Annotated in this window: 11 protein-coding genes and 1 pseudogene; 6 read left to right on the top strand and 6 right to left on the bottom strand. The window is 69.1% G+C overall.

Features of this window, described 5'->3' with window-relative positions:
- The first annotated feature begins 156 nt into the window (after positions 1-156).
- The 3 genes from ACXJKR_RS12425 to ACXJKR_RS12415 all read left to right on the top strand — a co-directional run bounded on the left by ACXJKR_RS12425 (position 157) and on the right by ACXJKR_RS12415 (position 3,120).
- Positions 157-1,914 carry an IlvD/Edd family dehydratase gene (locus ACXJKR_RS12425; protein ID WP_457323096.1) on the top strand — a complete coding sequence of 586 codons (1,758 nt, stop codon included), beginning with the start codon at positions 157-159 and terminating at the stop codon, positions 1,912-1,914.
- 81 nt (positions 1,915-1,995) lie between these two features.
- The gene (locus ACXJKR_RS12420; protein ID WP_457323095.1) at positions 1,996-2,889 is read left to right on the top strand and encodes an SPFH domain-containing protein; all 894 of its coding nucleotides are present in this window, start codon (positions 1,996-1,998) and stop codon (positions 2,887-2,889) included.
- A gap of 12 nt (positions 2,890-2,901) precedes the next feature.
- On the top strand, positions 2,902-3,120 hold the full coding sequence (locus tag ACXJKR_RS12415) for a hypothetical protein (RefSeq protein ID WP_457323094.1): 219 nt from the start codon (positions 2,902-2,904) through the stop codon (positions 3,118-3,120).
- 22 nt (positions 3,121-3,142) lie between these two features.
- Here the strand turns inward: ACXJKR_RS12415 and ACXJKR_RS12410 are convergent, their stop codons facing one another.
- The 3 genes from ACXJKR_RS12410 to ACXJKR_RS12400 all read right to left on the bottom strand — a co-directional run bounded on the left by ACXJKR_RS12410 (position 3,143) and on the right by ACXJKR_RS12400 (position 7,588).
- Positions 3,143-3,301: a DUF3309 family protein gene (locus ACXJKR_RS12410; protein ID WP_457323093.1), complete on the bottom strand. Its 159-nt coding sequence runs from the start codon at positions 3,299-3,301 to the stop codon at positions 3,143-3,145.
- Positions 3,302-3,463: 162 nt separating this feature from the next.
- Entirely contained in the window at positions 3,464-6,139 is a 2,676-nt protein-coding gene (locus ACXJKR_RS12405; RefSeq protein WP_457323092.1) for a protein kinase domain-containing protein, read from the bottom strand.
- 84 nt (positions 6,140-6,223) lie between these two features.
- The gene (locus ACXJKR_RS12400) at positions 6,224-7,588 is read right to left on the bottom strand and encodes a hypothetical protein (RefSeq protein ID WP_457323091.1); all 1,365 of its coding nucleotides are present in this window, start codon (positions 7,586-7,588) and stop codon (positions 6,224-6,226) included.
- A 397-nt stretch (positions 7,589-7,985) separates the two neighbouring features.
- Between ACXJKR_RS12400 and ACXJKR_RS12395 the strand changes: the two genes are divergently transcribed.
- A complete protein-coding gene (locus ACXJKR_RS12395; protein WP_457323090.1) occupies positions 7,986-8,588 on the top strand; it encodes an ECF-type sigma factor in 603 nt (200 codons plus the stop codon).
- A gap of 15 nt (positions 8,589-8,603) precedes the next feature.
- Here the strand turns inward: ACXJKR_RS12395 and ACXJKR_RS12390 are convergent, their stop codons facing one another.
- The 3 genes from ACXJKR_RS12390 to ACXJKR_RS12380 form a co-directional block, all read right to left on the bottom strand.
- Entirely contained in the window at positions 8,604-9,623 is a 1,020-nt protein-coding gene (locus tag ACXJKR_RS12390) for a hypothetical protein (RefSeq protein WP_457323089.1), read from the bottom strand.
- Between the two features lie 97 nt (positions 9,624-9,720).
- On the bottom strand, positions 9,721-10,407 hold the full coding sequence (locus ACXJKR_RS12385; RefSeq protein WP_457323088.1) for a GNAT family N-acetyltransferase: 687 nt from the start codon (positions 10,405-10,407) through the stop codon (positions 9,721-9,723).
- Between the two features lie 9 nt (positions 10,408-10,416).
- A complete protein-coding gene (locus ACXJKR_RS12380) occupies positions 10,417-10,914 on the bottom strand; it encodes an EVE domain-containing protein (protein WP_457323087.1) in 498 nt (165 codons plus the stop codon).
- A 180-nt stretch (positions 10,915-11,094) separates the two neighbouring features.
- Here ACXJKR_RS12380 and ACXJKR_RS12375 point away from each other — a divergent pair, with 180 nt between their 5' ends.
- Positions 11,095-11,487, top strand: a complete 393-nt coding sequence (locus tag ACXJKR_RS12375) for a GFA family protein (protein ID WP_457323086.1) — start codon at positions 11,095-11,097, stop codon at positions 11,485-11,487.
- 113 nt (positions 11,488-11,600) lie between these two features.
- A pseudogene (locus tag ACXJKR_RS12370) lies at positions 11,601-12,089 on the top strand (FxDxF family PEP-CTERM protein); the annotation flags it as partial.
- Positions 12,090-12,105: the final 16 nt, after the last annotated feature.

Below are 12,105 nucleotides of genomic sequence, written 5' to 3'. Positions count from 1 at the left end.
CCGCCTCCCCTACCGCACCGCGAGCCGCATGACCTCGACCGACCCCAGCTTTCTGCCTGCCGACGCCGAAGGCGCCCTGGTGGACATCTCCGCCCACGCCACCACGATGACCTATGGCGTCGGCGTGCTGATGAAGCACCTGTGGAGCCGCGCGCGATGACGCGCCGGCTGCGCTCCCAGGACTGGTTCGACAACCCCGATCACATCGACATGACGGCGCTCTATCTGGAGCGCTTCATGAACTACGGCCTCACGCCGCAGGAACTGCGCTCGGGCCGGCCCGTCATCGGCATTGCCCAGAGCGGCAGCGACCTGAGCCCCTGCAACCGCATCCATCTGGAGCTGGCGAAGCGCGTGCGCGATGGCATTCGCGACGCGGGCGGCATCGCGATGGAGTTCCCGCTGCATCCCATCTTCGAGAACTGCCGCCGCCCCACCGCGGCGCTGGACCGCAACCTGGCCTACCTCGGCCTCGTCGAGATCCTGCACGGCTACCCGCTGGACGCCGTCGTGCTGACGACGGGCTGCGACAAGACGACACCGGCGCAGGKCATGGCAGCAAGCACCGTCGACATCCCGGCCATCGTGCTGTCCGGCGGCCCGATGCTGGACGGCTGGTTCGAGGGGCAGCTCGTCGGCTCCGGCGCCGCCATCTGGGCCGGCCGGCGGCGGCTCGCGGCGGGCGAGATCGACGAAGAGACCTTCATCGAGATTGCTGCGGCCTCCGCGCCCTCGGCCGGCCACTGCAACACCATGGGCACGGCCTCGACGATGAATGCGCTGGCCGAGTGCCTGGGGCTGTCGCTGACCGGCTGCTCGGCCATCCCGGCGCCCTACCGCGAGCGCGGCCAGATGGCCTATGAGACGGGCCGGCGCATCGTCGACATGGCGCGCGAGGACCTGCGGCCGTCGAAGATCCTCAGCCGCGACGCCTTTCTCGACGCCATCGTCGTCAACGCGGCCATCGGCGGCTCGACCAACGCCCAGCCGCACCTGATGGCCATGGCCCGCCATGCCGGCATCGAGCTGACAGCTGCCGATTGGACCGAGGTGGGCCAGCACGTGCCGCTGCTGCTGAACATGCAGCCGGCCGGCCAGTTCCTCGGCGAGCGCTTCCACCGCGCCGGCGGCGTGCCGGCCGTCATGTGGGAGCTGCAGCGGGCCGGCCTGCTGCGCACCATCCGGCCGACGGTGACCGGCCACACGATGGCCGCCAATCTCGACGGCCGCGAGACGCAGGACCGTGAAGTCATCTACCCGGTCAGCGCACCGCTGAAGCCCGATGCCGGCTTCGTCGTGTTGAGCGGCAACCTGTTCGACTTCGCCATCCTGAAGGCCAGCGTCATCTCGGCAACGTTCCGCGAGCGCTACCTGAAGGACGGCGCTTTTGAGTGCCGGGCCATCGTCTTCGACAGCCCCGACGACTATCACACGCGCATCAACGACCCTGCGCTTGGCATCGATGAGGGCTGCATCCTCGTCATGCGCGGCGCCGGGCCGATGGGGTGGCCGGGCTCCGCCGAGGTCGTCAACATGCAGCCACCGGACGCGCTGATCCGGCGCGGCGTGATGAGCTTGCCCACGCTGGGCGACGGCCGCCAGTCGGGCACGTCGGACAGCCCCTCCATCGTGCACGCCTCGCCCGAGAGCGCCATCGGCGGTGGGCTGGCCTGGCTGCGCACGGGCGACGTCATCCGCGTCGACCTGATCGCGGGCCGCTGCGACGCGCTGCTCAGTGATGAGGAGCTGGCGCGCCGCCGCGCTGAAGATGCGCCACCTGCGGTACCGCCGAGCCAGACACCGTGGCAGGAGATCTATCGCTCAACGGTGGGGCAGCTGTCGACCGGCGCCTGCCTGGAACTCGCCGTGCCGTATCGCGGCGTGATCGACACGCCACCGCGGCACAACCACTAGGACCTGTTATTTAACAGGCCCTGTGTGGTCACGCCGGGCAAAGTGAATTAAAGTGATATCTCCTTTTCCTGAGGTATCGCCATGCCCGTCCTCGAACAGCTCTCTCGTCTCGAACTGCCGGCTCGCGCGTTCAGCGGCTTCGTGCCCATTGCCTGCAGCCTGGGCGGGGCGGCAGCGGCGGCGGCGCTGTTCGTGTGGTCCATAGGCAACCTGGCGCTGATGGTGCTGACCGTGCTCCTCTTCGCGGCCAGTTTGCTCATGCTGATCGGGATCTACATGCAGGAGCCCAACGAGGCGCGGATCCTGACGCTGTTCGGCCGCTATGTCGGCACCGACCGCCATGAAGGCCTTCGCTGGGCCAACCCGTTCGCGATGCGGGAGCGCATCTCGCTGCGCGCGCGCAATCTGAACGCGCCGCACATCAAGGTCAACGACAAGCGCGGCAACCCGATCGAAATCAGCGCTGCCATCGTCTGGCGCGTGCAGGACACGGCGCGCGCCGTCTTCGAGGTGGACAAGTTCGAAACCTACGTGGGCGTGCAGGCCGAGACGGCCATCCGCCATCTGGCCACGCAGTTCGCCTACGACGACGGCGAGGACCTGGACCCCGACGAAACGACGCTGCGCGCCGGCCAGGACGAGGTCGTCAAGGCGCTGGTCGCCGAACTGCAGGAGCGCTGCGCCCAGGCCGGCGTGGCGGTGCTGGAAGCCAAGATCACCCACCTCGCCTACGCCCCGGAAATCGCCCAGGTGATGCTGCGCCGCCAACAGGCCGAGGCCATCATCAGCGCACGCAAGAAGATCGTGCAGGGCGCGGTGACGATGGTGGAGGAGGCGTTGCGCGGGCTGTCGGAGCGCGAGATCGTCGTGCTGGACGACGAGCGCAAGGCGGCCATGGTGTCCAACCTGCTCGTCGTGCTGTGTTCGGACAAGGACGCCCAACCCATCATCAACGCCGGCACGCTGTACGCCTGAGCGCGCCGCGGCATGGCCAGCCCCGACAAGAAGGCCTTCGCGTTACGGGTGGACCCGGCGCTGTGGGCACAAATCGAACGCTTGGCAGCCCAGGAGCTGCGCTCGGCCAATGCGCAGGTCGAAGTGCTGCTGCGCGAGGCGCTGGCGCGGCGCGGCATCAAGCCGGCCGCCAGCCCGGCGCCCCGGCGAGGGCGGCCACCCAACGAGCCGGGCGACACCGGCGAGGGGTAGACGCGCTCATGTGTCGAGACGGCTATATCCGACCCATCAAGAGCAGCACGAGCACGATCAGCAAAACCAGGCCGATCCCTCCCGTTGGCCCATAGCCCCAGCCGCGGCTATGGGGCCACGCCGGGATGGCGCCGAGCAGAAGAAGGATCAGCACGACGAGCAGAATGGCACCTAGACTCATTGCGGTCTCCTTGGTAGTTGGGGCTCACGATTCAACGGCGCTGAAGCGCCTTGAACCTGTGCCGACTCTCCTCGCAAGGCCGACCCCCAGGTGTAGGACTTGACCGCGCAACCGGCTAGCTCGATGCCGGCTCAGCACTTGCGCCCCCGTCCCGCCGTGCGCTCAGATCTCCAGCCGGCCCTTCAACGCGGCATGGTCGGCCGCCAGCGGCGTCACGCTGGCCGCAGCCGCCAGCGCGCCCAGCGCCTGCCGGCGCAGCGCCTCGCCATCCACCGGCTTCAGTGCCACCAGCCAGGTGGCCGCCTCGGCCCAGGCCAGCCGCGCCGGGCGACCCAGGCTGGGGTCATCGAACAGCGGCTGCAGCCGGGCCAGGGCCTCACGCAGTTGCGCTTGCGCGCCGGGCTTGTGAAGCTCGGCCAGCAGGGCGCCGTACACCGCTTGCAAGGCACTCCAGCGCAGGTCGGCCGCGGGATTGGGCGCGGTGCCGGGCGACGCTTTCCACGCGGCCAGGCCCTGCTCGACCACCGCCAGCGCCTGGACGGGCTGGCCATTGCGCCAGAGCGCGAGACCATGCTGGGCGGCCAGCGTCCGCGGCAACTGGACCCATTTGCTCTGCGGGCCCTCCTGCCGGGCCAGGCGCTCGTTCTCGGTCCAGGCCAGGGTCGAGGCCTCGAGCGCTGCGGCCCATTCGCCACGGCGCAGTTGCACAAGCGACAGGGTATTGGCCTCTTGCAGCAGGCCATCGTGCCAGGCGATGTTGGCGGGCTCGGCCTCGACATTGGCGCGGCGCAACGGCATCGCGGCCTGCAGCTGGGCCAGCGCGTCGTCGAGCCGGTCCAGGCGCAGCAGCGTCAGCGCGCGGGATGCCAGAGCGACGCCGAGCTGGTGGCGGAGGTAGACCTCGGTCTTCATCTCGCCGGGTGCGGCGTGGCGGTCGCTCTCGGCATGCATGGCGGTGTCGGCCAGCAGCTCGCGGTAGACCGGCTCGGCCTTGGCGTACAGGGCCAGGGCTTCGTCAAGCTGGCCTGCCGCGCTCAGCGTCTGGCCGAGGCTCAGGGTGGTGTTGGCCAGCTCCACGCCCAGGGCTGCGCGGCCCAGCACGTCGTCCCTGGCAAACGGGCGTGCCTGTTCGAGGCGCTGGAGGATGAGCCGGCTGTTGGCCACCGCACGCTCGCGCTGGCCGGTGTTGCGCAGCCGAACCGACTGCACCTGCAGCGCGCGGGCATGCCACTGCGCAAAACGCCAGTCGTGATGCTGGCTGGCCCACAGGCGCTCGCCCAGCTCGACGGCGCGCTGGGCCATCGCGTCGGTCTGGGCACCGAGTTCGGCCGTGCCGGTGGTGTCATTGCCCAACAACTCGGCGCGGCGGGCGAGGATGGCGGCGCTGAGCGCCTGCAGGTCGCCATCGGGCTGCTCGCCCTGCACCAGGGGGTCGAGCGCGGCGAGGGTCTGTGCCAGCAGCGCATCCTGGGCCTTGCTGCCGCCGGGCAGGTAGGCGATCGCATCGCCGAAGCGGAACACCAGGTCGGCCGTGATGCCCTTGACCGCCGTCAGCCGCAACTCGGCCGCGGCGCGCGCTTGGCCGGCCACGTGTGCCTGCCAGGATGCCGCAGCCAGGCCCCCGGCCAGGGCCAGCAGAACGCCCAGACCCAGGGTCACCGGCAGGCGGTTGCGCCGCACGAACTTGGACAACAAGTAGCCGCGGCTGGGCGCGCGGGCGCTGACCGGGTAGCCCGCAAGCGTGGCGCGCAGGTCGGCGGCGAACTGCTCGACGCTGGCATAGCGGCGGCCCACGTCCTTCTCCAGCGCCTTGAGCAGGATGTTGTCGAGATCGCCCTTGAGGCGCTGCCGGGTGATCAGCCAGGCCTGGGCATCGGGCGCCGCAGCGTCGGGGCTGCTCAGTTGCGAGGGGCGGGTCGGCGCTTCGTCGAGCACCGCGCGCGCGGCCTCGGCGGGGCCGCGCGCGTTGCGGCCGTAAGGACGCTGGCCAGTCAGCAATTGGTAGAGCAGCACGCCCAGCGAGTAGACATCGGTACCCGTGCCCACCGGCTCGGCGCGCACCTGCTCGGGGCTGGCGTAGTTGGGCGTGAAGGGGCGGACGGCGCCAAGGGTGCTGTCGCTGCCTTGCGCCTCGGTCGGGTCGAGCGCCTTGGCGATGCCGAAGTCGAGCAGCTTGACCTGCCCGTCGTGCGTGACGAGCACGTTGCCGGGCTTGAGGTCGCGATGCACGAGCAGGTTGCGGTGCGCGTGCGCGACGGCGTCGGCCAATTGCAGGAAGAGCGCAAGGCGCTCGTCGATGGACCGCGTTTGCGCGGCTTCGTCGATGGGCAGGCCATCGATGAACTCCATGACGAAATAGGGCAGCCCGTCGGCGCTGAGACCGGCGTCGAAGAGCTGGGCGATGTGCGGGTGATGCAGCCGCGCCAACGCCTGGCGCTCCTGCGCAAAGCGCTGCAGCACGGCGTCGCTGTCCATGCCGCGCTTGATCACCTTGATGGCCGCGCGGCCCTCGAAGCTGCCGTCAGCGCGGCGCGCCTCGTACACCTCGCCCATGCCGCCGCTGCCGATGCTGCGCACGACGGCCCAGGCGCCGAAGCGCTCACCGTCGCGGGACAGGCTGGCGGCCACGCTCTCGGCGATGGGCCGCGACAGCAGCGGATCGCCGTCGGTGTGGTCGGCGTGATGGGCGAGCAGCGAGTGCAGCTCGGCCTTCATCGCGGCGCTCACGGGCAGCGCGTCGACATGCGCCGCACGCTCGGCCGCGGGCAGCGCCACCGCCTCATCGAAGAGGCTTCGCAGGGCGGCCCAGTCGGCGGGCGTGGGGGTGGGGGTGGTCATCGGCGGGCTCGGGGTGGGCGGTGGCGACGCGACTGTAGTGACGCACCGGCATGCGGGGGAGCGGGGGAACCGCCCCCCGTGCCATCACTGCTTGACGAGGCCGCTGCACTGCGCAAGCGACTTGACCGGTCGCGGCATGCGGTGGCTGGCGTCGGCGCTGTACGACGCCGGCACGTTCAGCGCCGCGTTGGCCGGCTGGTAGGCCAGCGTCACCCAGGTTTGTTCACCGGCGGTGAAGTAGTCCTGCGCCTGCACCGCCACGCTCTCGCCAAAGGTGACGATGACGTCGTCCTCGTCGCCGGCGAGGCGGGTCGTCAAGTCAACATTGCCGCTCACCAGGTGGAAGACGCCGCTGCTCGACACGTCCAGCGTGCAGCTGCTGCTCGTGTAGTGGCCGACGAGTGCTGCCGACATGTCGGCCGCGGTGGCGCCGTTCAGCGTCGCGACGTTGGCGCCGCCTGCGCTGGTCGGGTTGGGGTTGCTCAGCCAGCACTCCACCCGGTCCGTGGCCGTGGTGAAGCCGGTGCCGCCCTGGCGCGCCACGCCTTGCGCCATCACACCCTTGACGAGGGTGAGCTGGGCGTAGCGGTCGTTCGGCACATCGCTGGCCTGGACCCGCGTGAGGCTGACGACATTGAGGATGAGGTCGCCCACGTCGCCGTTGACGGCGGCCTGCAGGCTGCGTCCACCGGCCGAGACGGTCAGCATGCCGTCCTTGGCCACGGCGATGCTGCACGAGGTGGTCTCCTGTGTCGCCTGGCCCGGCGTGAAGACGCGCCCGAGCTGGCCCTGCCAGGTACCGATGGCCGGCGCGACGTCTGCGGCCATCGCCTGCCCCTTGGGCGTGAGCACGATGGCGTGCGGCGCCGGTGGCGTGGGATCGGTGCCCGTCAGCGCGGGCGGCAAGCGGTAGATGCCATTGGTTGCGGCGCTGAAGTCGGCGATCAGGTCGATGTAGGTCTTGTGGCTGGCGAGTGCGGCGGCCATGACGCTGTCCAGCAGCGCGTCCGTGGAATCGCCCGGCTTGGCGTCGAACACGACGGTGAAGGGGTCGAATGGCCCGGTGGGCAGCACGTAGCTGCCGGCCGTGAGGGTGGCAATCAGCTGGGTGAGCGCTCCGGCGGTGTCGAGCCGGGTGCCCGCCGGTGCGGCGGCCAGGCCCGCAAACCAGGTCGTGGGCGGCATGCCGGCAGCGCGCGCAATCGTCAGGTCGGTGAGGGTGGTGATGTTCACGCGCCCGGCGGCCACGGCAATGCTGTGCAGCGAAAGCGCATTCGGCACGCCGCCCACCGTGCCACCCGACACCTGCAGTGCGCAGGGCAGCGTGTTGGCCGGCACGTCGACGGTCCAGGTGCCGGTGGCGCTGGTCGGCAGCGAGACCGTGGCCGGCCCGCTGGTACAGGTGGCCGTGACCGTGCCGCCAACGACGGGCGCGCCGCTCGCAGCCACGCCGGTCAATGTGGCCTTGACAACCGCCGGGGCAGGCGCAGGCGCGGGCGCAGGGGCGGGTGCAGGCGCGGGGACGGGCGCAGGCGCTGTTGCGACCGGTGCAGGAGCCGGTACTGCGGGCGCCGTGGTGCCGCCACCCCCGCAGCCGGCCAAGGTGGCAACGGCCACGGTAGCCGCCGCGATCACGAGGCCACGCAGGCCGTGGGGAGTTGGGCAAGGGGTCGATGTCATGGTGGAGTCCGGTGGGAGGGGTGGCACCCCTCGCCGATTCGAGGGGCATGCCGGGGTACGCAGCGTGGCGCGGCCAAAAGGCTCATCGGGCTTGAAAACAGGCACGCATGAACCGAGCAATCCTTCGCAGGCATGTCGCGGCGCCGCGCGCAAAATGCGCGGCGCCATGACCGCTATGACTGCCCTGTCCGCTTCGAACCCCGCCGCCGCCGATGTCACCGAGTGGCTGCGCCGGCTCGACACGGATGCGGCCGGCGCATCGAACCAGCTCTTCGAGCTGCTCTACGGCGAGCTGCACCGCATCGCGCGCGCCCACATGGGCCGCGAGGCGAACGCGCACACGCTGAGCCCGACGGTGCTCACGCACGAGGCCTGGTTCCGCATGGCCGAGCAGACGCGCACGCAATGGTCCAACCGCGCGCATTTCCTGTCGGTGGCCTCGACCATGATGCGGCGCATCCTGGTGAACCACGCGCTGGCCAAACGCACCGAGAAGCGCGAGGCGCAGCTGGTGTCGCTGTCGATCACCGGCGCACCGRAAATCGGCGCGCAGGCCGAACCCGACGTGGTGGCCGTGCACGAGGCCATCCTGGCCCTCGAAGCCGTCGACCCGCGCGCGGCCAAGGTGGTGGAGCTGAAGTTCTTCGGCGGGCTCGAAAACGACGAGATCGCGCAGGCGCTCGATCTGTCGCTCGCCACCGTCAAGCGCGACTGGGCGCTGGCACGGGCCTGGCTGCGCCGCGAACTGGGCGCCGCGCCGCTGGCCTGACGCGTTGGCGGCGGTTCACCTGGCGCTTTTCAGTCGCTGCACCAGCGCATCCCGCGCGCTGCCGATCATCGGCAGGTAGGCCCGCTCGAAGGTGGCCTCGTCGAGCGTGACCGCGGCAGTCGCATTGCTGGTGCCACGCGAGCGGCCACCGGTCAGCAGCGCCAGGCCCATCGACAGCGCGTTGCTCGTGTTGTCTGACTTGCGCGACTCGTCGGTGGTGGTGTCAACGAGCGCGAAGCCTTCGGCAGCGCCCTGAACCAGGCGGTCGACGTAGAAGGCGCCGTTGACGCCGCTGCGCGACGTCGTGCGGAAGATGCGCTGCCCCTCCTGCGACACGATCTGCAGCTGGGTCTCGTTGGGGTAGAGCACCGGGCCGGCCTCGATGGAGGACTGTGAGCGACGCGCGATATTGGCCAGGAAGCCCTTGCTGCCGGAGGCGGTGCCGAAGCTCGCGAAGAAGTGCAGGCGCACGAAATGCAGGTCGAGCGCCTGCGCCACCGCGCTGGCCTTTGCACCGTTGGCGCCATCCAGCGCGGTGATGCGGTCGCTCAGCGTGCCGCGGCCTCCCGCCGTCTGGAAGAAGGCCGGCATGCCGGTGGGCGCGAAGATCTTGGAGACGGCGCCCGTGTCGTCGATGACATAGGGCGCCGGCTTGCCCATGCGGGCCTCGACTTCGGCGTACTCGGGGCGCGCGCGAATCGTGTCCATGCCGACGACTTCAAAGCCGGCAGCGGTCAGTGCCTCGACGGTGTCGCGGTAGACGCGGTCGGTCAGCGCCTGCATCGCCGCATCCGGCACGCCGCGCAGCTCGGCCTGCACCGAGGTGCTGTTGCCCCCGCCGCTGCCGCTCGCCTTCAGCGTGGTGACGAATTCGATCCCGAACTGGTCGATGGCAACACGGCGCGCACCCTTGATGGCCGCGCCGTTGTCGCTGCCGACGGAGACCGTCGGCGCAGCAGCTTGCGCGGCGGCTGGCGGCACGCCAGCCAGGAGGGTGAGCGTGGCAAGGAGCAGCGGGGCGAGCAGTCGGCACATGGCGGTCTTTCGTGGCAGGGCTGAAACCTTCGGTTCGTCGAAGGGGACAACCTGGTACGCAAGACGGTCAGGTGAAAAGGCTCATCCCCACCACCCGTCAGCCCGCCTGCGCGGTTGGATACGACGCCGCCGTGACCGGCGAGACCAGGGACCAACCCATCGCCTTGTACAGAGCGGCGCCCGACTCCGTGGCCACCAACACGCCTTGCCTTGCCTCCAGATCGAGCGCGATGCTTGACAAGATGGTCATGACGCGTCGCCCCAGCCCCTTCCTCCTGTGGGCCTCGGCCGTGACGATTTGATCGAAGGTGGCGAACGGACCCTCGATCGCCACCTGGCCGCCGGCCGCGATTTCTCCTGAACCTGCGATCAGCCTGGCAAACGCGACCTCTCCCACCTTGTCGGTCTGTATGCGATAGCCCTCAGGGGCGGTGGTGTCGCCGCCCCTGAGATCGGTGCTCATCAGAAACTCGGGTTCGTGAAACTGCCAATGATGGGAGAGCAAGGGAGACACGCTTTCACGTGGTGCGCAGATCTTCAGCCAGCTGCCGGGGCCGGTCTCGGTGACAAGTTCTTGGAGGAGATGTCGATCAAGGGCGGGAAGAACATAGCGTGTCGTCTGCCCGGGCTTTCCGACCGAAATCTGAAAGCAGCCGGAGCGCCTGACCGGCGCTGGCGTGCGTCGCGAAATCGCCCAGCCGCAGGCCAAGGCACGAGCAGCGACTGCGGGGTCAAGCGCGCCGGCGTTGCGGTCACCCTCGGAGTTGATGGATGAAGGGATCATCTGTGCAGTTCAGAAATGAAGGGCATCTGCATCGGCGGCCATGGCATCGGCAATCAGCCTCATGTCATGGTCGCTGACGGCAAACAGTCCGAAACGGAACGAATAGCCCCAGCGCGCGCGGTCCTGCACGAACTCGAAGCGGTCGATCAGCGGGGCGATGGGCGCTTCGCGTGCGGGCACATAGTCCACGTCCTTGCGGAAGGGGACGAAGCCGCCACCCATGTCAAAGGCGTAGGGCTCGCCGGGCCTGACCAGCCCGAGCGACACAAAGGCCTGCAGCTTGTCGCTGCCGCCCATGGTGACCGTGGGCGCGTAGTAGGCCACGCGGTCACCGGGCCTCACGCGCCGCAACGGCGCGACCTTGCCATGGCACACCTGCATATAGCCTGCGCCGCGTTCCGCGCAGCCTCGGCGTGCGTGGGTGGCGCTGGCCACGGCAATCCAGTTGCCGCGCGGCGCGGCCATGCCGGCCTGTGCCGATTCCTCCCACAGGGTGGCGTCTTTCATCGGAGCGCCTCGTGCGCAAGTTGGGAATCGCCATGATGGCGGGACGTCGCGACAACGGCTTGTCAGCAGAAGGCACCCCGCCAGCCGGTGAGTCCTGCCCACGCCGATCGCGAGCGGGCAACGGAGTTCAGCAACGCGGCAACGGGCATAGTTCTGGCTCCTCCCCTTGCCTTGAAGCCGATGACCAAGCTTCTCGCCGCCCGCGGCTCCTGCTACTGTGGCGCCGTGTCCGTCACGGTCCCATCGCCTTTGCGTCGCCCGGACAACTGCCACTGCGGCGAATGCCGCCGCCTGAGCGGTGCGGCATTCACTACGTGGATCACAGCGCCGCGCGATCAGGTCGTCGTGAACAACCCCGAGGGGCTGTCGGTGTTCTGTCCCACGCCCAACCTGCAGCGCTCGTTCTGCAAGACATGCGGATCGCATGTCTTCACCGCGGACGCGCGGCTGCCAAGGGCTTACGGGTTCCCTGCGGGGCTCTTTGAGGGCGAGCCCATCGAGCCGCCGGRCGAGGACTACTTTCTCGATGACAAGGCCCGTTGGTGTCGGCGTTCTTTACACCCAGAAAGCTGACCGCAAGCAAATCACCGCCACAGCAGGGTTTTCTCTGATGGCACGATGCTTGCTAATTCGTCCAGGTCTTTCTTTGGGAGTAAGTAACTATGTTGAAGTCTCTTGCCTTGGCCTCTGTGCTGTCCCTGGGCAGCCTTGCGGCGCAGGCCACCCCCTTCGTGTTGGGCACCGGCACGCTGGGCGCAATCACGGTCAACAGCGGCAACGTCGCTGTCGTGCCGAGCCTGGTGAACGACACCTTCACGTTCTCGCTGGCGTCGGCTTCGAGCGTGCAGAGCAATGTGACGACGATCTTCGGCAGCCTGTCGCCGGCCTTCTACAGCATCGTCAGCACCGGCGCCGATCACGTCGTGGGCGGCACTGACGACACCGTCATCACCGGCTTTGCCTTCACGTCCACGTCGACCGGGCACTTCACGAACCTGAGCGCCGGCAACTATTACTTCAACGTGTTCGCGTTGGCTAACCAGGCGCCGTCGGCCTACGCAATTTCGGCTTCGGCCACCGCGATGCCGGTGCCGGAACCTGAAACCTACGCCATGCTGGCAGCAGGCCTGGGCGTCATGGGTTTTGTTGCTTCGCGCCGTCGTCGCGATCTGTAATTGATTTGATTTCTGG

The sequence above is a fragment of the Roseateles sp. P5_E11 genome (genome assembly GCF_054049355.1).
This window is presented reverse-complemented; position numbering and strand designations above follow the sequence as displayed.

Coding starts and splice junctions, on each gene's coding strand:
- ACXJKR_RS12410 (WP_457323093.1), bottom strand. CDS start 3,301: ATGAGTCTAGGTGCCATTCTGCTCGTCGTGCTGATCCTTCTTCTGCTC.
- ACXJKR_RS12415 (WP_457323094.1), top strand. CDS start 2,902: ATGGCCAGCCCCGACAAGAAGGCCTTCGCGTTACGGGTGGACCCGGCG.
- ACXJKR_RS12380 (WP_457323087.1), bottom strand. CDS start 10,914: ATGAAAGACGCCACCCTGTGGGAGGAATCGGCACAGGCCGGCATGGCC.
- ACXJKR_RS12385 (WP_457323088.1), bottom strand. CDS start 10,407: ATGATCCCTTCATCCATCAACTCCGAGGGTGACCGCAACGCCGGCGCG.
- ACXJKR_RS12420 (WP_457323095.1), top strand. CDS start 1,996: ATGCCCGTCCTCGAACAGCTCTCTCGTCTCGAACTGCCGGCTCGCGCG.
- ACXJKR_RS12390 (WP_457323089.1), bottom strand. CDS start 9,623: ATGTGCCGACTGCTCGCCCCGCTGCTCCTTGCCACGCTCACCCTCCTG.
- ACXJKR_RS12405 (WP_457323092.1), bottom strand. CDS start 6,139: ATGACCACCCCCACCCCCACGCCCGCCGACTGGGCCGCCCTGCGAAGC.